The sequence below is a fragment of the Collinsella sp. LCP19S3_D5 genome, from assembly GCF_052121415.1.
Lineage (GTDB): Bacteria > Actinomycetota > Coriobacteriia > Coriobacteriales > Coriobacteriaceae > Collinsella.
In genome coordinates this window covers 182778-204519 of record NZ_JBQKEH010000001.1, presented here as the reverse complement: position 1 = coordinate 204519, position 21742 = coordinate 182778, and the positions used below count along the sequence as shown (strand labels likewise).

The following is a 21742-nucleotide window of genomic DNA, read 5'->3' as shown; positions in this document are numbered from 1 at the left end:
GTTTCCGCAGCTTGCTCGCCCACAGGGGGCCGGTCGCGGCCTGTGAGATTTATCGCGAGTTCCGCACGAGCCGAAGAGCACTTAATGTGCTCTTCGTGCGAGCAGGACTGTAGAGCAGCAAACTTAACCGCCCCGCCCGGCAGGCGAGCGTGCAGGAACGACATCTGTCCAACAATTCGTGCGAAACATAATGAAAAACCGTTTGATGTGAGTTAATATAATCAACGTCGTGAATATGGCTCCTGTCGCATGGCTGATAGGGGTTAAACACAAAAAAGGAGTCAATTATGGTTTCTGAGAAGGCTACCCTCGTTAATCCTCAGGGTCTTCACATGCGTCCGGCTGGCCTCTTCGCCTCCACCATGGGCAAGTACGCCTGCGACGTGACGGTCGTCACCCCCGAGAAGGAGGTCAACGGCAAGTCCCCGATGGCCCTCATGGCTGCCGGCATCCCCTGCGGTACCGAGGTCGAGGTCAAGTGCGACGGCGCTGACGAGGCCGAGGCTCTGGCTGCTGCCATCGAGCTCATCAAGAGCGGTCTTGGCGAGTAGAACTCAAACGGGTCGCATGTTGAACAACTAAGTTCATATTTGGGGGCGCAGTGACCTGTTTAAAGGGAACTGCGCTCTTTTGTCATGGATATGGCAAAACGCTTTATCACATGACACGGAGAGAGGAATAGGAATGTATCAGGGAGTCAACGCTTCCGAGGGCATCGGTATCGGCACCGTCATGGTTGCCGTCGAACCCGACTTGACGTTTGAGCCGCACGAGGTTGCTGATTCGGCAGCAGAGAAGGAGCGCTACCAGACCGCTCTTTCGGTCTTCTGCGAGAAGACTCAGGCTCAGGCCGACCACATGAAGGAGACGGTGGGCGAGGCCGAGGCCGAGATCATGAGCGGACACATCGTCCTGGCTCAGGACCCGGGCATGACCGACGCCATCAACGCCGCCATTGACGGCGGCACCTGCGCCGAGCAGGCGCTCATGGACACCTCGACCATGTTTGAGAACATGTTCCTGTCCATGGACGATGAGATGTTCCGCCTGCGCGCGGCAGACATCGCCGACATCCGCACCGGTATTCTGGCCGAGCTTTTGGGCAAGGAGGTCGTCGATCTCTCCGTCCTGCCCGAAAACACTGTCGTTGTCGTGCACGACCTTACGCCGTCCATGACCGCCACGATCGATAAGGCCCACGTTGCCGGTATCGTCACCGAGACCGGTGGCCGCACGTCGCACTCCGCGATCATCGCCCGCGCCCTCGAGATTCCGGCTGTCCTTTCGGTTGCCAACAGCTGCACCGCGCTCCGCAACGGCATGACCGTTGTCGTCGACGGTGGCAAGGGTATCGTCGAGGCCGATCCCGACGAGGAGACGCTCGCCGCCTATACCGCCAAGGCCGAGGCTTTCGCTGCCGAGAAGGCAGCCCTCGAGGCTTTCCGTGGCAAGCCGTCCGTGACTGCCGATGGCATCAAGAAGATCATTGCCTGCAACATCGGTAACCCCGATGATGTGCCCAACGCGCTCGATCACGACGCCGAGGCCATTGGCCTGTTCCGTTCCGAGTTCCTGTTCATGGACTCCGCCGAGCTTCCTTCCGAGGAGGAGCAGTTCAACGCCTATCGCAAGGTTGCCAGCGCGCTCAATGGCGCTCCGGTCATCATCCGTACGCTCGACGTGGGTGGCGACAAAGAGATCCCGTACCTGCACATGGTCAAGGAAGAGAACCCCTTCATGGGCTTCCGTGCCGTGCGTTACTGCCTGGCCAACCCCGACCAGTACAAGGTACAGCTCCGCGCTCTGCTGCGCGCCAGCGCCTTCGGTGATGTCAAGATCATGATCCCGCTCGTCACTTGCGTCGAGGAGGTCTTGGCCGTTAAGGAGCTCGTCGAGGAGTGCAAGTCCGAGTTGACCGAAGAGGGCCGCAAGTTCAACGAGAACATCGAGGTCGGCATTATGGTCGAGACGCCTGCCGCATCGCTGATCGCTGACCGCCTGGCCGAGGTCGCCGACTTCTTCTCGATCGGCACCAACGACCTGATCGGCTACACCATGTGTGCCGACCGTGGTAACGACACCATTTCTAACCTGTACCAGGTGTACTATCCCGCCGTGCTTCGCTCGCTCAAGAACATCATCGAGAGCGGCGTCAAGGCTGGCATCATGGTCGGTATGTGCGGCGAGGCCGCTGCCGATCCGCTGCTTGAGCCGCTGCTGATCAGCTGGGGCCTGGAGGAGTTCTCGATGAGCGCTCCGTCTATCCTTCGCGCCCGCAAGACCATCAGCCAGTGGACCAAGGCCGAGTGCGACGATCTCGCCGAGAAGGCGCTCGCCTGCAACACTGCCGAAGAGGTCAAGGCGCTGCTTGAGGCTGCCGCTCGCTAATTTGGTATCAGAGGTAACCGCGTGGTTGGAATGGGCTGGCCGCGCGCTCTCAAATATACAGGGGGTACTGTAAATGTTCTACACGCTAACCGCTAACCCGGCTGTCGACATGACGGTTTCGAGCTCTCCGCTCGAGCCCGACGAGAACGTCCGCACCGGCTCGGCCAGCTACACGGCTAACGGCAAGGGCCTCGACGTGTCCTTCGCCTTTAAGAAGATGGGCGTCGACACCGTCGCGCTCGGCTTCTTCGCCGGCTTCACGGGCAAGTTCATCGTCGAGGAGGTCATGAACCTGGGTTGCCTGTGCCGCCCGGTCTGGACCGACGGCATCACGCGTATCAACACCTATGTCAACGATGGCCAGCACGAGTACGGCATCCTTAACCCCGGCGCCCCGATTACGCCGGAGCACCAGAAGGAGCTCTACAACATCCTGGACACCGCGGGCGATCTTGAGTGCCTGATTGTCTCCGGCTCCGTGCCTCCCAAAGCTACGCCCGACTTCCTGGCTCAGGTCATGGAGCACGCTCAGGCTCGTGGCGCCGACGTCGTCCTGGACCTGTCTTCCGACAAGCTCAAGGAGCTCGCTCACAAGAAGCCGCTGCTCATCAAGCCGAACCATCACGAGATGAAGGCCATCTTTGGCGTGCCGGTCGACACCGACGACGAGGTCCGCGTTGCTATGAAGATGGCTCACGATGCCGGCGTCCAGAACGTGCTGCTCACCCGTGGTAGCCGCGGCGACGCTTACTTCTCCAACGGCGAGGACATCTGGTACGCTAAGCGTGAGTTCAACATCAAGCTGGTCTCTTCCGTCTGCGCCGGCGACTGCACTCTCGCTGCGTTCCTGCACAAGTGGTACAGGGATCGCGATAACGTCGAGGAGGCCATGAAGCTCGCTATGGCCACCGGCGCCAACGTTGCCGAGTCCGTGGGCATCGGCGACTTCGGTCACGTCGATGAGTATAGTAAGCGCGTTGCTGTCCGCAAGCTCGATCGCAAGTAAGCGAAACGCTACATATTCGTGGCTATATGGCGCCCCGGTTCCGGCCGGGGCGCTTTTTTGTTCCGCCATGGGGGAGACGTGTCCTGCCGTACTTCATCGCTTCCACACCGTTCACCGAGTTGTCCTAGCCTTTTGTCTATGCGTGGAATATACTTTCATTAACACGTTGTTTTGTGAAAGGAACATTCATGATTTACACGCTCACTGCAAATCCCGCCATTGATTACAACATTTCCTGCGACGGACTTTCCGCCAACACCGTCACCCGCACGCGCAACGCGGTTTATACGCCCAATGGCAAGGGTCTCAACGTCTCGTTCACCCTCGATCACTACGGTGTCGACACCACGATCCTGGGCTTTTTTGCCGGCTTCTCAGGCGAGTATATCGTCAAGGGCGCCGAGGCCCTGGGTGTGCCCGTCAAGCCCGTGTGGACTGACGGCATCACGCGCGTCAACGTTTTCCTCAACGCCGGTCCCGATACCGAGTACAACATGGTCAATGCAGGCGCTGCCATCAATGCCGCCAACGAGCAGGAGATGTTTGAGCTCATCGACTCGCTCGACGACATGACCTGCCTGGTCATTAGCGGCTCGCTGCCCCCCAACACCTCCGAGGGTTTCCTGGCCGAAGTTCTTCGCCGTGTTAAGGCAAAGGGTGCCGAGTTCGTGCTCGATATTTCGAGCCATCAGCTGGCCGATCTCATTGCCATGGAGCCGTTGCTCATTAAGCCCAACGACGACGAGCTGCTCGACATCTTTGGCATTAAGGTGAGCGGTGGCGACGACGAGACCGTTAAGTGCGCTATGGCTGAGCTGCATGCCAAGGGCGCTAAGAATGTGCTGTTGACCCTTGGTGGCGACGGCGCGTACTTCTCCAACGGCGAGCACATTTGGTTTGCCAAACGCACCTTTGAGGTCAAGCTGCTCTCGACGGTCTGCGCCGGCGATTCCTCGCTTGCCGCCTTCCTGTCCGTGTGGCATGATGCCCCCGAGTGCGTCGAGGACGCCCTGCGCCTCTCGATGGCAACCGGTGCCAACGTGGTCGAGTGCCCTGGTTTGGGCGATTTTGCCAAGGTGGACGAATATAAGAAGCTCATCGACGTTCGCCAGGTCTGCTAACCGTTTAGACACATCGTTGCCGAACACCCGCTTTGGATCTCCGAGGCGGGTGTTTTTATCTGTTGGCCGCATGGGCTCTACTGTCTCGTTCGCGCGAATCGACGATGTGATTTCATGTGCGCTCACGCTTGTTTCTTGCTAGACTGCTTGAGAACCATCGTTTAACGCTCGCAAGCGTAGGAGGCCATAGGTATGTGTAATGTTTCGCTCAACGGTACGCAGCCCACAGATGCCTCCCTGCGTGTGCTACGTGCGCTTGAGGACGCCGGTCTCGAGGCCTGGTTCGTAGGCGGTTGGGTGCGTGACGCCCTGATGGGACGTCCCAGCCACGATGTTGACATGTGCTGTAGCGGCCTGTGGCAAGAGTCCAAGGCGGCGCTCGAGGCAGCCGGCATTGCGGTAGTTGAGTCGGGCATAAAATTTGGCGGCATTACCGCCCTTTGTGACGATGAGCGTATTGAGGTCACGACGTATCGCCTGGACGGTTTTTACACCGATGGTCGCCATCCCCAGAGTGTGGAGCGTGCGGCGTCGCTTGAGGACGATCTGGCACGTCGTGACTTTACCGTTAACGCCATGGCTTGGCATCCCCAGCGCGGTCTTGTCGACCGTTATGATGGCCAGGGCGACCTGCAGCGTAAGCTGATTCGTGCCGTCGGAGATCCCAAGCGTCGCTTTAACGAGGATGCGCTTCGCATGCTGCGCGCCGTGCGTTTTGCCTGCCGTCTGGATTTTATGATCGAGCCTAAGACCAAACAGGCGCTTGCCGAGTGCTCGCCGCTGCTCGATGCCGTGGCACGTGAACGCGTGGGCATCGAGCTCGAGGGGATTCTATCGACCGGTCACGGGGGAGACGCGATGCTGCGCTACCCCGAGCTTGTTTGCGCCGCCGTGCCCGAGCTTGCGCCGGCTCGTGGGTTTGACCAGCGCAGCGTCTACCACGCCTTTAATGTCTACGATCATATCGCTCGCGTTTTGACGGTAGCGGGGGAGCTGGCGCTGTGTGACGGCGTGGCGCCTTCGTCGAGCTTAATGTGGGCAGCGTTTTTGCACGATGTCTCCAAGCCCGATTGCTTTACGGTCGATCATGCGGGCAGCGGCCACTTTTACGGTCATCCTGAGCTTGGTGCCAAGAAAGCGCGCGCTATTATGGATCGCTTGGCGCTTTCGCACGATTTGGTTCGCGACGTGTGTCTGCTTATCAGGTATCACGATAAGCCGTTGCGCCCCGAGCGCTCCTGTTTGCTCAATATGATGCGCTCGCTTTCGGGAGAGGGCGTCGACACACCGCGTTTGATTGACGAGCTTATGGACCTTAAGCGTGCCGATACGCTGGGTAAGGCACCGTCGTGCTTCTATTACGTCGAGACGATCGAGGAGATGCGTTCGCTCGCACACGAACTGTTGGAAGCGGGGGAGCCCTATACGCTTAAGATGCTTGGCATCAACGGAGGGGACCTGATTCGCGCCGGCGTCAAACCGGGGCCTGAGCTGGGACAGCTTCTCAACGTCGCCCTCGACGCCGTGATCGAAGACAACGTCCCCAATACCCGCGAGGCCCTTCTGACCCACCTCAACCTGGGGTAGCTCATTTGGGACGGGGCTTTTTTAGCTACCCCCGCTGTCAATAGGACGAACAATCGTGATTCTGGCAGGGGTAGCTAAAAAAGCCCCGTCCCAAATTAGCTACCAGGTTGACCTGTGTGTTTCATAACCTCACGACAAAATTTGGCCAATTTGGAATTTCTTCTTGCGCTCGCGTTTTTTGTCCCGTAATATATGTCCTCGCAGCACGGCAGTGCAGGTGTCATGTGGCCCGTTCGTCTAGCGGTTTAGGACGCCGCCCTCTCAAGGCGGAGATCACCAGTTCGAATCTGGTACGGGCTACCACTTCTTTTCTGCTGAGGCTTATGGCCCGTTCGTCTAGCGGTTTAGGACGCCGCCCTCTCAAGGCGGAGATCACCAGTTCGAATCTGGTACGGGCTACCAAGTTTTGGATACCCGACCTTCTTTTCGAAGGTCGGGTTTTTTATTACCTGCGGGCTTGTCTGTTAATCCCATTTGCCCCATAGCTTTACGTTTTGCTTATCTCCCATACGGGTACAATAGGCCAGATACATTGATGGTCAGAAGGAGCCTCATGACGGAGTCCTCTCAGCATACCCCAAAGCCTCAAGTCGATGTTTCGGGCGGCGATGACAACAAGAGCGCACGTCGTGGTGCCATCTTTATTGGCATTGTGCTGGTGGGCTATATCGTCTATTTGGTCGTGACCGGTCAGATGGGTCAGTTCTGGGCCGCCATGGCTAGCGTTCAGGCGCCGTGGCTCGCTTCCGCGTGCTTCTGCATGTTCCTATACTTGTTTTTTGGCATCGTGGCGTACGCGATTGCCGTATGGCTCGATCCCAATTCGCCTGTCGGCATCCGCGACCTCATTTCGGTCGAGGCGAGCGGCATTTTCTTTGGCAACCTGACGCCCATGATGATGGGCTCCACGCCTGCCCAGATTTATCGCCTGACCAAAGCTGGCCAAAATGTGGGCGAAGCGGGTGCCACGCAGTTCACCCGCTTTATCGTGTACCAGTTTGGTTTGGTGGCATGGGGTGCCATTCTGCTGCTCGCCCGCATGCCGTTTTTCGCCGAGCGCTATGGCGACATGACGCTGCTTTGCGTCTTTAGTTTTGGCGGCCACTGCTGCATTCTTCTCGGCATCTTTGCCGTGGCGTTGATGCCCAAGACCGTCACGCGCGTCGCACATTGTATTATCAATTGGCTCGAGCGCATGGGCGTTTCCGCTACTAAGATCGAGGGTTGGCGTACCTTTGTCGATGGTGAGATCTACTCGTTCTCCGAGAAATTCAAACTCTCTGCCGGCCATTTTTCGTCCATGCTGCTCACGGTCGTCATCACCATGTTGCAGCTGGCGTTTTTCTACCTGGTTCCGTATTTTTTGATGCTTGCCTTTGGTCAGTACGACGTTGACTTTTTCTCGGTCATGGCGGCGAGTGCTTTTGTACAGCTGTTGAGTTCCGCCGTCCCGCTGCCTGGCGGCACCGGTGGTGCCGAGGGCGGCTTCGCGCTGTTCCTGGGTCACTTTTTTGGCACGGCAGCGACTGCCGGCTATCTGCTTTGGCGTCTGATCACCTTTATCGCGCCGACCATTTTGGCCGCCCCTCTTTTGGGCCTTAAGAGCGCTCATAACGAGAGTATCCATGCGCGCTGGGACCGTATGATGTGCAAGCTCGGACGCACTACTCAGAAGCCTTCTGCGTCCGTTAAAGCACATCCAGCCTCTCAGGTTACCGTGGACCCCAATCAGCATGCTCAAAAGACTGCTGTGGCCTCTAAACCGGCACGGAAGACCTATGTTCGTCAGACTGGCGACGGTATCCGCGTTTCCCCTGCGGCGCTCAATAAAAAGAAGCGGCCCTAGAGCCCAGTTGGTGAGTCGTGCGTTCTTAATGATGCTCGTCATTGCGATGCTAGATGTAGGATAATCCTCTTACGTTGATTATCTCCCACTTGTACAGGAGCTATAGGTGGGCAGTTGACATGAAGGGGGCACGTCTATGGCCACCACTAAACCGCGCCTTGACCGCCGCATCGTTCGCAGTCGCAATGCGATTCTTTCGGCATTCGAGCGACTGCTGATGGAAAAGCCCCTCGCCGATATTACGGTGAGCGCCATCGCGCGCGAGGCAAATGTCGACCGTAAGACCTTCTACGTGCACTTTGGCACGGTGGACGGCTTGCTCGATGCCATTGCCGTGGATGTGGTCGAGATGATTGTCGACTCAGTCGAGAAGACGCTTTCCTCTATGGGCGGTAACACCAACGAGCGCGCACTCGGAGCGGCGGCGACCTTCTTCAAAACCGTTAACGAGGCGCTGTGCAACAATTTGGTGCTCAATCGCCAGCTGATTGAAAACATTCCGCTCGACGATTTTATGACGCGCTTGCGTGTGCCGCTCGAGCACGAGATTGCCGAGCGCGACCTGCTGCCCGATGGCTTAAAGGACGAGCTGTTCGACTATTATCTGGCGTTTTTGCTTTCGGGCATTATCGGCATTTACCGCACGTGGGCATTGTCCGACGGCTCGGTTCCCATCGAGCGCGTCTCGGCGGTCGCCAACGACCTGACCCTGAACGGCCTTTCGAGCCTGGATTCTAAGCTCGGATAGCTAAGGCCCGCATTCTTGGCAACAATTTGGGCCCGTGACCTTGTGACGGATCGCAGACACGGGCCCAAATTGTTGCGTGTGTAAGGTTATGACTTACTGATAGCGCAGGCACTCGACTGGATCGAGCTTTGCGGCGCGGCGGGCGGGGTAGAAGCCAAAGATCACGCCGATGCCGACCGATACGGCAAACGCGACCAGCACAGTCGAAATGGAGAAGCTCGGCGTAATCGACCCGGTGGCTCCAAATTCGTCCATAATGGCCGAGTTGGCGGCAAAGAACGTGAGCCCCCAGGCCAGAAGATAGCCAATCACGACACCCAAAATGCCGCCGGTGATGCACAGCGCCGAAGACTCGGCCAAAAACTGTGCGGTGATATCGCGACGGCTGGCACCCAAGGCTCGACGAATACCGATCTCGCGGATGCGTTCGGTCACATTGGTGAGCATCATGTTCATGATGCCGATACCGCCCACGAGCAGCGAAATGCTGGCAACGGCGCCCATGATGAGCGAAAACGCGCCCATAAAGGAGTTGAGGGCGTCGATGGCGCTTTTCATTGAGGTCGCCGACACGCTGTCATATTCGTCGTCATCCGCGATGCCCTTCATGCTGCGCACCTTGGATTCAATCGTCTTGCACAACTCATCTATGTCCGTACCCTCGGCGGCGAGCGCCGTTACGCTGGGAAAAGACGGGTTCTTGTCGCCAAAGAGGCCCGAGATGGTCTCGCGCGGCATGTAGAGCGTGAGTGAGCCCATGGAGTCGCTGCCGCCGTCGATAACGCCGATAATCTGCACCTCGCCGTTCGACACCTTGATGGTCTTGCCGAGCGCGTCCTGTTCGTTGCCGTACAGCTGGTCCGCGCCGCCGCGGCTGATGAGCGCCACGCGTGCGCCAGATTGGGACTCAGCCTGGGTATAGGTGCGCCCCGCGACGAGCTTGCTGGCGCCCACTGCGTCGAGCATGTCGCTATCGACGCCCTGCGCCATGACGTTATAGCTTTTGTCACCGGCCTTGTACTCGGTATAGGCACTGTCCACGATACCGATCTGCTCGATCTGCGGCACCATCTTGCGAAGATTCTCAACGTCCGACTCGGTGAGCTCTTGCGACGAATAAATCTGCACCATACGCGCGGCGTTGAGGCCCAGGCTGTTGACCAGGCTGTTTTGGATACCGCCGATAAGCGAGGTCATGGCAATGACGGAGGCGATGCCAATAACAATGCCCAGGATGGTGAGTAGGCTGCGTCCCTTGTTGGCCTCGAGGGAGTGAAGGGCTTCTTGGATAAGGTCGCGCGTGCTCATGCCTTCACTCCTTTCGTCGGATTGGCGTGTGCGGAAATCATGGGCAGGTTATCAATGGCGCCGTGCAGGGTCTGCGGTGCGTGCGCGATGTACGCGCCGTCGTGGATTCGGCCGTCGCGAATGGTTACGGCACGGTCGGCCTCGGCGGCGATACCGGGATCATGCGTGATGAGCACAATGGTCTTGCCACGTTCCTGGAGTTTGTGGAAGGTCTCCATCACGAGCGCTCCGGTGGCGGAGTCCAGGTTTCCCGTCGGCTCGTCCGCCAGGATGATGGGCGGGTCGTTGACGAGGGCGCGCGCGATGGCAACCCTCTGCATCTGTCCGCCTGAGAGCTCGGAGATGCGGTGGTCCCAGTGGTCGACCGGCAGCGTGACGGCTTGCAGCGCATGAACGGCGCGCATCTCACGCTGAGACCGCGGCACGTTGGTGTACGACAGCGGCAGCATGACGTTTTCGATGACCGATAGGCGCGGCAGCAGGTTAAAGCTCTGAAAGACAAAGCCGATGCTCAGGGCGCGGACTTCGGTGAGCTCGTCATCGTCGAGCTCCGCCACGTTGAGGCCCTGCAGGTAATAATCGCCTGCCGTTGGCTTGTCCAGGCAGCCCAGGATGTTCATGAGCGTTGACTTGCCCGAGCCAGAAGGGCCGGTAATGGCCACGAATTCGCCGGGATTCACTGCCAGGCTCACGTTATGCAGGATATGGGCGCAGCCGGCTTCGCTCTCAAAAATGCGATGCACGTTGCGGATGTTGATGACGGGACGCATTACAAGCCCTCGTCGGCAGACATGCTGCCAGAGTCGTCGCCGTCGGCCGTCATGCCTGCGCCGGTGTCCACGATGAGGGTGTCGCCGTCGCGCAGCTTGGTAACCGGTACGTCTGCGTTGATCTCATTGCCCTGGTCGTCGCGCTTGACCTGCGTCTTGCCGACCACGGCGTCGTTATCGTTTTGCGTCACAATGGTCACCTTCACGCGGCGCATCTCCTTGCCTTCACCGTCGGTTGCCACGTTGACGTAATAGTGCTCGCCATCCTCGGTCATGAGCGCCATGGTCGGCACCATCACCACATCGTCGAGCTGCTCGGTTACCACCGAGACCTCGGCAGTCATTCCGGGCTTAAGGCGGCTATGAGGTGCTTCTATGAGGATGTCGACGTTAAAGGTCACGCTGCCGCCGCCACCGTAAGTGGAGTCAGAGTTTGCCATCGACGCGATAGCCGTGACGGTACCCTGACTCACGATATCGGGAAACGCAGGATAGGTCACGTTGGCGCTCTGACCCACGGCGATCTTGGCGATGTCCTTTTCGCCCACCTGAACCGTCACCTTCATCTTTGAGAGGTCGGCGATCTGCATGCACTGCTTGCCGCCGCTCACGTCGCCTTCGCCCATGACCATGCCTCCGGCTACGGTGGCTCCCACTTTGGTGTTGAGCTCGACGATGCTACCCGAGCTAGGGGCCTTCACGGTACGCTCGGCCGCTTTCGCATTTGCCTGCTCGAGTGTTGCCTGGGCCGAGGCAAGGTTGCGTTGGGCGCTTGAGACAGCGCTGGCGTCGGCGGTTGCGTCAGCAGGGATGGTCGCTCCGTCGGCATCCATCTCCGGTGCGGCCTGTGCAGCGGCGAGTGCTGCCTGTGCGGTTTTCAAGTCTTCCTGGGCGGCCGTGACCGCACGCTGCGCCTCTGCAGCGGCGCTATCGAGTTCATCGTTTTTGATAGTCATGAGTACGTCGCCCTCGTTGACGCTCTGTCCGGTCTGCACGTTGATCTGTGCCACCGTACCGTCGACAGATGGGGAGACGACTGAGGCCGAAATGGGCTTGAGCTGTCCTTTTGCCTCGACGGTCGTGGTATAGGTGCCTTCCATGACCATATCGGTCACGGGTGCGCCTACAGACTGCGGCTGCGAATTGAGGACAATGCGCGCGATAATGGATAACAGGATAATGACGCCCGCAATGCCGGCCGCGATACCGCGTCGGACGAGCTTTTCATGACGCCGCTCGGCACGTTTGGCCTTGAGTTTGGCATAAGCCTCATCATCGGATATCCCGGCGCCACCTTGTACGTTGTCGTTTTGCTGCGTAGTGGGGACGCTTGTGATAAGCGGTAGGGTTTCAGTTGCGCTTTCCGGTGTGTGCTCGGCATCGTCTGGACCCGAGGTGATGGTGGGGACATTCGACATAGCGTCTCCTTTATAGAACGTATCGCGATAAGTATACGCACCCGCCGGTTGGGCGGGTGCGTATACGTGTTTCTTTCAGCATTAAAAGGTAGGTGACACGAGGCTTTGTTGTGTTGCATGTGATGTGCTATGAGTGCACGACCACGCATAGGCCTACGTTGATGCAATCGTGGAGTGCCTTGGCATCGGCCAGACGCAAGTTGATGCAACCGTGGCTGCCGCACCATTTGTACGAATTTGGGTCGTCAAAGCTCTGATCGTTTTGCCATGTTGCATCATGGAAACCAACCATGTTGCCTTCAAACGGCATCCAATATGACACGGGGCTTTCGTATTTTGGTTTTCCGGTCTTTGGGTCTTTGGCACCGATGAGCTTGCTTGCGCCGTCATTGCTATTGATCTGCCAAACACCCTCGGGGGTGGCATCCTCTCCCGGTTTGCCCGAGATAAAGTTGGCTTCCCAAACAATATTACCGTTCTCGTCATAGTAGCGCGCGTGCTGCTCGGACAGGTCGACGTCGATATACGCCTTCCAGTCGGGCTCTCCCTTTGCGGAATAGGTGTCGGCCTTCTGGGAGTACTTAATCTCGATTTCGCCGGTCTGCTTGTTGTTAATGGCGTCCTCGACCTGCTTGGCGAGTGCGTCGCTATCGACGGACCAGCCAAAGTCACCGCCCTCGACGGCACATTCTTTGCCATCGGCACGCGTCCACCAGCGGGTGGTGCCCACGGTATTAAAGCCGTTGGCGAGCTCGGCTGCCCAGCTACCGATCTGCGACGTATCGAGTGTGGGGTTGGCCGGATCGGCAAAGCTGATCCACTGCAACACGGAGCTACCGTCGACCTTGCCGGCATCCTCGCCGTTGAGCTTGAGGGTGACGTTGACGCCCAAGAAGTTGTTGGCGGCATCGCATGCGGCCTGAATCTGATCATTGGTCAGCGTTTCATTGAGCGGCTCATAGGCATCGTTGCCGAGCTTGGAAAGATCTACGGTCTCGGCCAGCGAGGCAAGCTCGAGCTCGGCATACTTAATGACATGCTCGCGGTTGAGTTTTTCGTTGGAGCGCGCCTTCTCGACGGTAAACTTGCCGGCTTGCTCGTCATAGGAGCTATTGGCCTCGAACGTACCCGAACGGCCCTCGTTAAACTCGTCAATGGCGGCGCCCAGATCCTCCTCAAACTTCTTTTGGTCAAAGGTGTCAGAGAGCATGGACAGGTCGACGTCTTGTTCAAGATCGACTTCGTTGGAGGTAGCGATTGTTTTGGTCTTGCCGCTTAAGGATTCCACAAGGCGGACCGGCCATATAAAGGCTTCGTTGCGGCTGATGATTTCTTTTGCGGCAGCTTCGCCGTCGACGATGGGTTCATCGGACTCGGGCTGATAGGTCCAGTTAAAGTCATCGCCTGTCACGGTGAGCTTATAGTGCTTCCATGCCGAGTTGACCTTAGTGGCAGCAGACGAAGCGTTGGAGAACGAGACGTCGATGCCGGCAATGGTGGTGTTGGGGTAGGCTACCTGCGAAAATGCGACAACGCCAACAATGTAAACGACAACAATGAGGCCCAGAGCAACGAAAAGGGTCATTTTCGCCCCGGATTTTTTCCCGTTGGCGTGGTTCTCTGACCCACGGGGGCCCTTGTGATGGTTTTGCGTGTGTGAAGGCGCGTGCTTAGTCGCTTTATTGCTCTGACGCTGCTGATACGCATGAGGGTTCTGGCGCTGTGAGGTGTTTCCCGAACCATGCTTTGTGCTATGCGTTGGCGTAATGGGGCGCGGCGACTGGACGCCGCCGGTAGGCCTAGAAGGCTGCTGCGGATCGGGAATCAGTTGGGTGCGGTCGTTTTGCGACATCGTATGCATATCCTTCGAGTTTCGCCTTGCGGCTCATCGTGTTTTTACTGGGCTTGCATTATAGCGATTACCTAGTTGTTTGTGGTATTGAAACGGTGGCATTGGCAAGAGGTTGGACTTTTGTCCCACCTCTTGTTTTGGACTGCTCTTTATCCGCACACACCGCATTTTGCACAGGCCGAAAGCGCGGCCGGAGCCTGCGCGATGCCGCCCTTTGCCGTCTCGCGCAGCGTGGCCGGCAACGCGTGGCCCACCGAGAGCATGACGTGTGCCATCTGGTCAAACGGCACCAGGCTCTTAATGCCGGCAAGGGCGAGCTGCGCCGAGCTAAATGCGGCCGCCACGCCGATCGCGTTGCGGTTTTGGCATGGCACTTCGACAAGGCCGCCCACGGGATCGCATACAAGACCAAGCATATTGCTCAGTGCGATAGAGCTAGCGTCGAGTGCCTGCTCGGGCGTACCGCCCAGCATCTGGACTAGCGCGGCAGCGGCCATGGCGGCGGCGCTGCCCACCTCAGCCTGACATCCGCCTTCGGCACCGGCGACGCAGGCACTTGTGGCGAGGTTGAGACCAATCGCGGCAGAGCAGTAGAGTGCGTCCATGACCTGTTCGTCATCGAGCTGTAGATGGTCGGCGAGCGCCAACACGCAGCCGGGCACGACGCCCGCAGAGCCGGCCGTGGGGGCGGCGACGATGACGCCCATGGTGGCAGAGCGCTCAAGCACAGCCATGGCGCGGGCTACGGCTTCGGTTTGGACGGCGCCCATCAGGTTTGTGCTCATATCGTTGCGGCGTGTGGCGTCGACGAGTTTTGCCTCGCCGCCGATAAGCCCGCCGAGCGAGCGCTGCGGTGCGGCGATGGGCGCCGTTGTCTCCTCGCGCATGACCTCGAGTACGCGGCGCATGGCGGCGACAGCGTGCTGCTCGCCGGTCAGGCGGGCTTCGCGTACGGCCATGACGGCGCCAATGTTGAGGCCCAGTTTGGCGCAGGCGTCGAGGAGCTGTTCGCCATCGTCGAAGATTTCCTTGGCGGAAACGCCGGGGGAGAGCGATGAGGCCGAGCCGGGAAGCTCAATGAAGGTGGCGTAATCGACATGGTCGAGCATGCGTAGCATGGGAACGACGATGTCATCGGGGGTGCCGTCGGTCTCAAATACGGAATAAGCTTGGCCGCCCACCTCGGTGCGGTAGGTGCGGCAGAAGGCAATGTTTACGTGTGCGTAGGCGAGCTGGTTCGTGAGCGCGGCGAGAACGCCGGGGACGTCTTGGTGCGCCACAAACAGGGTGGAATACATGCCCGAGATATCGACGCCGACGCCGTTGATGCGGCTGATGCGCATCTTGCCGCCGCCAAGGCTCTCGCCGCGGACCTGCGCCGTGGCGCCCGTGTCATCGACCATGTCGATGTCGACGGTGTTGGGGTGGATGGAGGCGTCGTCGCCCTTAATGTCAAAGTGATAGCTGAGGCCCTGCTCGCGCGCGAGGTCAAAGGCCTGCTTGATGTTCTCGTCGTCGGTGTCGAGGCCCAAGATGCCCGCGACGAGTGCGCGGTCGGTGCCATGGCCGCGGTAGGTGTGGGCAAAGGAGTTCCACAGGCCAAAGGTGACCTTGGTGATGCGGCCTTCCAGCAGGCTGGCGGCAACTTGGGCACAACGCAGGGCGCCGGCGGTGTGCGATGAGCTGGGGCCGACCATGATGGGGCCCAAGATCTCGAATGCCGAGGTCGTAGCTAGTGTTTGCGGCTTGCCTGCCATGGCTGCTCCTTTTCTATCCTGTCGTCCCGAGGGGCGGGGCATAAGGTCGCCTGCTCGGACAGTCCTGCTCGCACGGAGAGCACATTAAGTGCTCTCCGGCTCGTGCGGAACTCGCGATCGACCTTATGCCCCGCCCCTCGGGACTAAGGATACATGGTAGAAGTGCGCGTGCGCAAAATTCATTAGCTGGTGACGCGTCATGCATTGCATAACGAAATATCTTCACCACCGGTTAATAAAAAAGAGGTACCGGTTGTTCCGGTACCTCTTTTTGGTGCGTTTTTATTTGGCCGTAGCTTTTCTCGTTAGCTTACAGGCCGCAGGCTGCTTTGAGTTCGTCGATGCGGTCCGTTTTCTCCCAGGTAAAGTCGGCGTCTTCGCGGCCAAAGTGACCGTAGGCTGCCGTCTTTTCATAGATGGGGCGACGCAGGTCCAGGTCGCGGATGATTGCGCCCGGGCGTAGGTCAAAGGTCTTCTCCACGGCCTCGACGATCTTGTCCTCGGCAACATGCGCGGTGCCAAAGGTGTCGACCATAATCGACAGCGGCTTGGACACGCCGATGGCGTAGGCCAGCTCGACCTCGCAGCGATCGGCCAGGCCGGCGGCGACTACGTTCTTGGCGACCCAGCGAGCGGCGTACGCGGCAGAGCGGTCGACCTTGGTGCAGTCCTTGCCGCTAAAGGCGCCGCCGCCGTGACGGCCGTAGCCGCCGTAGGTGTCGACGATGATCTTGCGGCCGGTCAGGCCCGTGTCGCCCATGGGGCCGCCCACGACAAAGCGGCCGGTGGGGTTCACATAGATATCGGCGCCATCCCACGGCATGTTCTCGGCATCCATGACGGGTGCGATGACATGCTCGATGAGGTCGGCCTTGATCTTGCCCATGTCCTCAACTTCGGCAGCGTGCTGCGTGGAGATGACGATGGTTGTGACCTCCACGGGCTTTCCGTCCTCGTAGCGCACGGTGACCTGGGTCTTGCCGTCGGGGCGCAGATAGGGCAGGGTGCCGTCGTGGCGCACGGCGGACAGGCGTTCCGCCAGGCGGCTTGCCAGGTAGTGCGGCATGGGCATGAGGGTCTTGGTCTCGTTGGAGGCGTAGCCAAACATCATGCCCTGGTCGCCGGCACCGATCAGGTCGATCGGGTCGGTGGTAGCGCCGGTCTGGGTCTCAAATGACTCGTCGACGCCCTGGGCGATATCGGGGGACTGCTCGTGGATGAGGCTCATGACGCCGCAGGTATCGCAGTCAAAGCCAAACTTGGCGCGGTTGTAGCCGATGCGGCGGATGACGCCACGGGCGATTTCCTGCACGTCGACGTATGCCTGGGTGCGAATCTCTCCGGCGACGATGACGGTGCCGGTGGTCACGAGGGTCTCGCAGGCGCAGCGGACGTTTTCAACGTTGGCGGGCACGCCGTTTGGCGCAATATAGCCCTGCTCCTGCAGCTCTATTTCTTTAGCGAGGATTGCGTCGAGGACGGCATCGCTGATCTGGTCGGCGATCTTATCGGGATGGCCTTCGGTCACCGACTCCGACGTAAACACAAAAGACCCCTGCTGGGGCGGGATGGAACGAAGCTCTTCTGACATGATTGTCCTTTCGAATAACGTGTCCCAGCGACCGTTACCATTCCGCTGGGCTCTGTATGCAGGGGCACATCATAGCGCGTAAATCCAACATTCACACCCTTTCCGCACCTACTCATTAGGTAGCTAATTTGGGACGGGGCTTTTTTAGCTACCCCGGCTGATTGTTTGCTGGTTTAGCCGATAGCCTGCCAGGGCAGCTAAAAAAGCCCCGTCCCAAATTAGCTACCCGGCTTCGATGACTGGGTCGGTGCCCTTTGTGCGGAGGTGGGCATTGTTGCTTTATACTGGTGCGGTTAGACATCCATCCTGCAATCGAGGAGATTTCCATGGCATCAGACGTTCGCGTCCGCTTTGCACCCTCACCGACGGGCAAGCTGCACATCGGCGGCGCCCGCACCGCTATCTATAACTGGGCTTTTGCCCGCGCAAACGGTGGCACGTTCATCCTGCGCATCGACGACACCGATCCCACCCGCTCTACCGACGAGAACACGCAGATCATTCTGCGCGCTATGCGTTGGCTGGGCCTGGACTGGGACGAGGGCCCCGAGGTCGGCGGCGACTTTGGCCCCTATGCCCAGACCGAGCGCCTGGACCTGTACAAGCAGGCCGCCCAGAAGCTTTGGGACGAGGGCAAGGCCTATCCCTGCTTCTGCACCAAGGAGCAGCTCGAGGCCGACCGTAAGGCCGCTCAGGAGCGTAAAGACCCCTTCCAGGGCTATCAGCGCCGCTGTCGCGATCTCGATCCCGAGGAGGCACGCCGCCGCATCGAGGCCGGCGAGCCCTACGTCCTTCGCATCAAGGTGCCCGAGGACCGCGGCGATGTCGTCATCCACGATGCCGTCCACGGCGAGGTGACCTTCGACGCCAAGGAGCTCGACGACTTCGTCATCTTCCGCTCCGATGGCACGCCCACGTATAACTTCGCGACTGTCGTCGACGACGCCATGATGAAGATCACCCATGTCATCCGCGGCGACGACCATCTGTCCAACACCCCGCGCCAGGTCATGGTTTACGAGGCCCTCGGCGCGCCCGTTCCCACGTTCGCCCACATCTCCATGATCTTGGGTGCCGACGGCAAGAAGCTCTCTAAACGCCACGGCGCCACCTCGGTGGAGGAGTACCGCGACGCCGGTTACCTGTCCGACGCGTTCGTTAACTACCTGGCGCTGCTCGGCTGGTCGCTCGACGGCGAGACCACGATCATCCCGCGTGATGTCCTGGCCAGTAAGTTCTCGCTCGACCGCATTTCCAAGAACCCGGCGACCTTCGACCCCAAAAAGCTCGACTGGGTCAATGCCGAGTATATCAACAACATGTCCGACGCCCAGTTTGCCGACGAGATCATGGTCCCCGAGCTGCACGAGGCCGGTATGATCGAGGGTAACATCGAGTACGGCGAGGACTGGATCGATGCGCTTGCCGCCATCGTCAAGCCGCGCACCAAGATGCCGGTCGACGCCGTGACCGTCGCCGCCCCCATCTTTGCCACGGCCGAGACGCTCGAGTATGACGAGAAGTCTGTCAACAAGGGTCTGTCCAAGGAAGGCATGGGCGCCATTCTGGATGCCGCCAAGGTCGCGCTCGAGGGCGTGGATGAGTGGACTGCTGCCAACATCGACGCCGCGCTTGAGCCGCTGCCCGAGCAGATGGACCTCAAGAAGCGCGTGGTGTTCCAAGCTGTGCGCGTCGCCGTCTGCGGTAACATGGTGAGCCCCCCGCTGGGCGAGACCATGGCGCTCGTCGGCCGCGACGACTGCCTGGCGCGCATCGACCGCGCCCGCACGATGGCGCTGTAGCAGCTGCGTAAACGCATGTTTCCGAGCCCCGTTCACCCGAGCGGGGCTCTTGTTTCTAAAGACGTATGGGATGGGAGGTGCAGAGACCATGGCCGAGCAACTGTCGCTGTTTGGTTCGCCGGAACCTAAGGAAGCTCCGAGGTCCACGGCCCCTGCCGCCGCCCCGGCGCAGCCCGAGCCCGCACCCGAACCCGTCTCCGCCTACGCGAGCGTGGTCCTCGACATCCCGACCCGTGCGCTCTCCGAGCCATTCGACTACGGCATCCCGCAGTCCCTTGCCAACGACGCCCAGATCGGGTCCACGGTCCTGGTCCACTTTGGCAACCGTGCGGCCGCGGGCTATATCGTCGATATCGCGCCCGAGCTGGGCGACCTGCAAGGCAAGGACGCCCTCGACCCCTTGCGCATCAAGCCCATCGAGGCCATCCTCAGCAAGCCGCTCTTTACCGCCGAGGCTGCACGCATTGCGCGCTGGATGAGCTGCGAGTACGTCGCGACGCTTTCCGAGTGCCTGCGTCTGTTCTTGCCTCCGGGCGGCAGCCCGCGTGTCGTGAAGGGCGATGACGGCGTGTGGACCGTTGAGCGCCCCGCCGTAAAACCCATCCAAAACCGTTGGGTCATGCTCACGCCCGAGGGTTTCGACTACACGCCGCCCAAGACTGCGGTCCGTCAGCGTCAGCTCATCGACGCGCTCCAATGCGGCCCGGTCACGACGCGCGACCTCAACCTGCTCTACAACAGCATGTCGGCGACTATTAAAGCGCTCGAAAAACGCGGCGTCGTGGTGGTGGAGGAGCGCCGCGCCTGGCGTGGGTGTAGCGAGCAGACCACGTTGTCCTCGGCAATCGGCAAGGCGCCGGTCTCTCTCACCAACGGCCAGCAGCAGGCGCTCGCGCAGATTGAACGCGCCCGCCTTGATGCCCATGGCGATGTGGTCCTTGTCGATGGCGTCACCGGTTCCGGTAAAACCGAGGTTTACCTCTCGGCGATTGAGCGCGTGCTGGCGGCCGGCCGTTCGGCCTGCGTGCTCGTGCCCGAGATCTCGCTGACGGCCCAGACCGTCGGCCGCTTCCGCTCGCGCTTTGGCGAGACGGTCGCGGTTTTCCACTCGCGTCTTTCGGCCGGCGAGCGTCTGGACCAGTGGGATATGGTTGCCAGCGGTGCCGCGCGCGTGGTCGTGGGCGCCCGCTCGGCGCTCTTTTGCCCGCTCAGCGATCTTGGCCTCATCATCATCGACGAGGAGCACGAGACCAGCTACAAGCAGGGCTCCAGCCCGCGCTACCATGCGCGCGAGGTGGCTGCCGAGATGGCGCGCCGCTATCGGTGCCCGCTCGTGTTGGGCTCCGCCACGCCCTCGGCCGAGGCCCTCGACCGCTGTCGCCGCGGTATGTACAACGGTGCCACCTGGACGCGTGTCGAGATGCCCGAGCGCCCGGGACACGCCGTGCTGCCTACGGTCCGCATTGCCGACCTGCGCCGCGAGTTCGCGCACGGCAGCCGCTCCATGTTCTCTAAACCGCTGATGGAGGGCCTGGAACGCGTGGTCGAGCGCCGCGAGAAGGCCGTACTGCTGCACAACCGCCGCGGTTTTGCGCCGTTTTTGATGTGCCGTGAGTGCGGCTGCGTCCCCACCTGCAACCACTGTTCTACCGCGCTCACGTACCACGAGCGCACGCACACGCTGCAGTGCCACACCTGCGGATCGTCTTGGCGCGTGCAGCCCTATCCGGCGCCCACGAGTCGTTGTCCCAAGTGCGGCAGCCGCTACCTGGCAAAAATGGGGCTGGGTACGCAGCAGATCGAGGACGCCCTACACCAGATGCTGCCCGACGACGTCGCCATCATTCGTATGGACGCAGATTCCACACGCGGCAAGGATGCGCACAAAAAACTACTCGAGCAGTTCGATGCCGCCGATTGCGCGGTGCTGCTGGGTACCCAGATGATTGCCAAGGGCCTCGATTTTCCCGAGGTCACGCTCGTGGGTGTGGTCAATGCCGACTTTGCGTTAAAGCTGCCCGATTTTAGGGCGGGGGAGCGCGCCTACGATTTGCTGGAACAGGTCGCCGGCCGCGCCGGTCGCGGCGATCGTCCCGGCGAGGTTATCATCCAGACGTATCTGCCCGAGGACCCGGTCATTCGCGCCGTCGCCGAGCACGATCGTTCGATCTTTACCGACTACGACCTGGACCAGCGCCGAGACGCGCTGTACCCTCCTTTCGTGCGCCTGGCCAACATATTGGTATGGTCGACGAACGCGGATGACGCGCAGGACTACATTGGGCGCATCGCAAAGCTTCTCAAGCGCCGCTGGCATGCCACTGCTCCTGACTTTTTGCGAGCGGGGAGCGCCGTGCCGCAGGTGTTGGGCCCCGCTTCGTGTGTAATCGAGAGAGCCAAAGACCGTTACCGCTTCCATCTGCTTGTAAAGTCGCCGGTAGGGTACCATGTCTCTGATGATATCGACGCCTGCCTCAAAGAGGTGGGCTCCGTGCGCGGCGTGAGCGTGAGTGTTGACGTCGACGCCTATGATTTGATGTAACAACCC

At 60.0% G+C, this 21742-nt stretch carries 15 protein-coding genes and 2 tRNA genes; 11 read left to right on the top strand and 6 right to left on the bottom strand.

Annotation, left to right across the window (positions count from 1 at the left end; translation table 11 throughout):
* Positions 1–287: 287 nt before the first annotated feature.
* The 9 genes from ACTQXO_RS00940 to ACTQXO_RS00900 all read left to right on the top strand — a co-directional run bounded on the left by ACTQXO_RS00940 (position 288) and on the right by ACTQXO_RS00900 (position 8696).
* A complete protein-coding gene (locus ACTQXO_RS00940) occupies positions 288–551 on the top strand; it encodes an HPr family phosphocarrier protein (RefSeq protein WP_022094575.1) in 264 nt (87 codons plus the stop codon).
* 133 nt (positions 552–684) lie between these two features.
* Positions 685–2388 carry a phosphoenolpyruvate--protein phosphotransferase gene (gene ptsP, locus ACTQXO_RS00935; protein WP_427728175.1) on the top strand — a complete coding sequence of 568 codons (1704 nt, stop codon included), beginning with the start codon at positions 685–687 and terminating at the stop codon, positions 2386–2388.
* A 73-nt stretch (positions 2389–2461) separates the two neighbouring features.
* Positions 2462–3394, top strand: a complete 933-nt coding sequence (locus ACTQXO_RS00930) for a 1-phosphofructokinase family hexose kinase (protein ID WP_349125764.1) — start codon at positions 2462–2464, stop codon at positions 3392–3394.
* A 188-nt stretch (positions 3395–3582) separates the two neighbouring features.
* Positions 3583–4515: a 1-phosphofructokinase family hexose kinase gene (locus ACTQXO_RS00925; protein WP_418863073.1), complete on the top strand. Its 933-nt coding sequence runs from the start codon at positions 3583–3585 to the stop codon at positions 4513–4515.
* Positions 4516–4707: 192 nt separating this feature from the next.
* Positions 4708–6102, top strand: a complete 1395-nt coding sequence (locus tag ACTQXO_RS00920; RefSeq protein ID WP_441030849.1) for a CCA tRNA nucleotidyltransferase — start codon at positions 4708–4710, stop codon at positions 6100–6102.
* Positions 6103–6328: 226 nt separating this feature from the next.
* Positions 6329–6405 (top strand) — tRNA-Glu (locus ACTQXO_RS00915).
* A gap of 22 nt (positions 6406–6427) precedes the next feature.
* A tRNA-Glu gene (locus tag ACTQXO_RS00910) sits at positions 6428–6504 on the top strand.
* 151 nt (positions 6505–6655) lie between these two features.
* The gene (locus ACTQXO_RS00905; RefSeq protein WP_441545365.1) at positions 6656–7948 is read left to right on the top strand and encodes a lysylphosphatidylglycerol synthase transmembrane domain-containing protein; all 1293 of its coding nucleotides are present in this window, start codon (positions 6656–6658) and stop codon (positions 7946–7948) included.
* A 136-nt stretch (positions 7949–8084) separates the two neighbouring features.
* On the top strand, positions 8085–8696 hold the full coding sequence (locus tag ACTQXO_RS00900; protein ID WP_441030855.1) for a TetR/AcrR family transcriptional regulator: 612 nt from the start codon (positions 8085–8087) through the stop codon (positions 8694–8696).
* Between the two features lie 93 nt (positions 8697–8789).
* On the opposite strand, the gene ACTQXO_RS00895 is transcribed toward ACTQXO_RS00900, so the two are convergent.
* The 6 genes from ACTQXO_RS00895 to metK all read right to left on the bottom strand — a co-directional run bounded on the left by ACTQXO_RS00895 (position 8790) and on the right by metK (position 17392).
* Positions 8790–10004: an ABC transporter permease gene (locus ACTQXO_RS00895; RefSeq protein ID WP_441030858.1), complete on the bottom strand. Its 1215-nt coding sequence runs from the start codon at positions 10002–10004 to the stop codon at positions 8790–8792.
* The gene (locus ACTQXO_RS00890) at positions 10001–10774 is read right to left on the bottom strand and encodes an ABC transporter ATP-binding protein (RefSeq protein ID WP_441030861.1); all 774 of its coding nucleotides are present in this window, start codon (positions 10772–10774) and stop codon (positions 10001–10003) included. The genes ACTQXO_RS00895 and ACTQXO_RS00890 overlap by 4 nt, the downstream gene beginning before the upstream one ends.
* Positions 10774–12192, bottom strand: coding sequence for an efflux RND transporter periplasmic adaptor subunit (locus ACTQXO_RS00885; protein WP_441030864.1), 1419 nt, complete (start codon positions 12190–12192; stop codon positions 10774–10776). Before ACTQXO_RS00885 ends, ACTQXO_RS00890 begins: the two co-directional genes overlap by 1 nt.
* A gap of 127 nt (positions 12193–12319) precedes the next feature.
* On the bottom strand, positions 12320–13777 hold the full coding sequence (locus ACTQXO_RS00880; protein ID WP_441030867.1) for a L,D-transpeptidase: 1458 nt from the start codon (positions 13775–13777) through the stop codon (positions 12320–12322).
* Between the two features lie 416 nt (positions 13778–14193).
* On the bottom strand, positions 14194–15801 hold the full coding sequence (gene sdaAA, locus ACTQXO_RS00875; protein ID WP_441030870.1) for an L-serine ammonia-lyase, iron-sulfur-dependent, subunit alpha: 1608 nt from the start codon (positions 15799–15801) through the stop codon (positions 14194–14196).
* Between the two features lie 310 nt (positions 15802–16111).
* Positions 16112–17392 (bottom strand): methionine adenosyltransferase, encoded by a 1281-nt coding sequence (gene metK / locus ACTQXO_RS00870; protein ID WP_427747377.1) that lies wholly within the window; start codon positions 17390–17392, stop codon positions 16112–16114.
* 326 nt (positions 17393–17718) lie between these two features.
* Between metK and gltX the strand changes: the two genes are divergently transcribed.
* Complete coding sequence (gene gltX, locus ACTQXO_RS00865) at positions 17719–19194, top strand: glutamate--tRNA ligase (protein ID WP_441030874.1); 1476 nt, start codon at positions 17719–17721, stop codon at positions 19192–19194.
* Between the two features lie 88 nt (positions 19195–19282).
* Entirely contained in the window at positions 19283–21736 is a 2454-nt protein-coding gene (gene priA / locus ACTQXO_RS00860; RefSeq protein ID WP_441030877.1) for a replication restart helicase PriA, read from the top strand.
* Positions 21737–21742: the final 6 nt, after the last annotated feature.

Coding starts and splice junctions, on each gene's coding strand:
- ACTQXO_RS00920 (WP_441030849.1), top strand. CDS start 4,708: ATGTGTAATGTTTCGCTCAACGGTACGCAGCCCACAGATGCCTCCCTG.
- ACTQXO_RS00895 (WP_441030858.1), bottom strand. CDS start 10,004: ATGAGCACGCGCGACCTTATCCAAGAAGCCCTTCACTCCCTCGAGGCC.
- ptsP (WP_427728175.1), top strand. CDS start 685: ATGTATCAGGGAGTCAACGCTTCCGAGGGCATCGGTATCGGCACCGTC.
- gltX (WP_441030874.1), top strand. CDS start 17,719: ATGGCATCAGACGTTCGCGTCCGCTTTGCACCCTCACCGACGGGCAAG.
- ACTQXO_RS00900 (WP_441030855.1), top strand. CDS start 8,085: ATGGCCACCACTAAACCGCGCCTTGACCGCCGCATCGTTCGCAGTCGC.
- ACTQXO_RS00890 (WP_441030861.1), bottom strand. CDS start 10,774: ATGCGTCCCGTCATCAACATCCGCAACGTGCATCGCATTTTTGAGAGC.
- ACTQXO_RS00930 (WP_349125764.1), top strand. CDS start 2,462: ATGTTCTACACGCTAACCGCTAACCCGGCTGTCGACATGACGGTTTCG.
- sdaAA (WP_441030870.1), bottom strand. CDS start 15,801: ATGGCAGGCAAGCCGCAAACACTAGCTACGACCTCGGCATTCGAGATC.
- metK (WP_427747377.1), bottom strand. CDS start 17,392: ATGTCAGAAGAGCTTCGTTCCATCCCGCCCCAGCAGGGGTCTTTTGTG.
- ACTQXO_RS00880 (WP_441030867.1), bottom strand. CDS start 13,777: ATGACCCTTTTCGTTGCTCTGGGCCTCATTGTTGTCGTTTACATTGTT.
- ACTQXO_RS00940 (WP_022094575.1), top strand. CDS start 288: ATGGTTTCTGAGAAGGCTACCCTCGTTAATCCTCAGGGTCTTCACATG.
- ACTQXO_RS00905 (WP_441545365.1), top strand. CDS start 6,656: ATGACGGAGTCCTCTCAGCATACCCCAAAGCCTCAAGTCGATGTTTCG.
- ACTQXO_RS00925 (WP_418863073.1), top strand. CDS start 3,583: ATGATTTACACGCTCACTGCAAATCCCGCCATTGATTACAACATTTCC.
- ACTQXO_RS00885 (WP_441030864.1), bottom strand. CDS start 12,192: ATGTCGAATGTCCCCACCATCACCTCGGGTCCAGACGATGCCGAGCAC.
- priA (WP_441030877.1), top strand. CDS start 19,283: ATGGCCGAGCAACTGTCGCTGTTTGGTTCGCCGGAACCTAAGGAAGCT.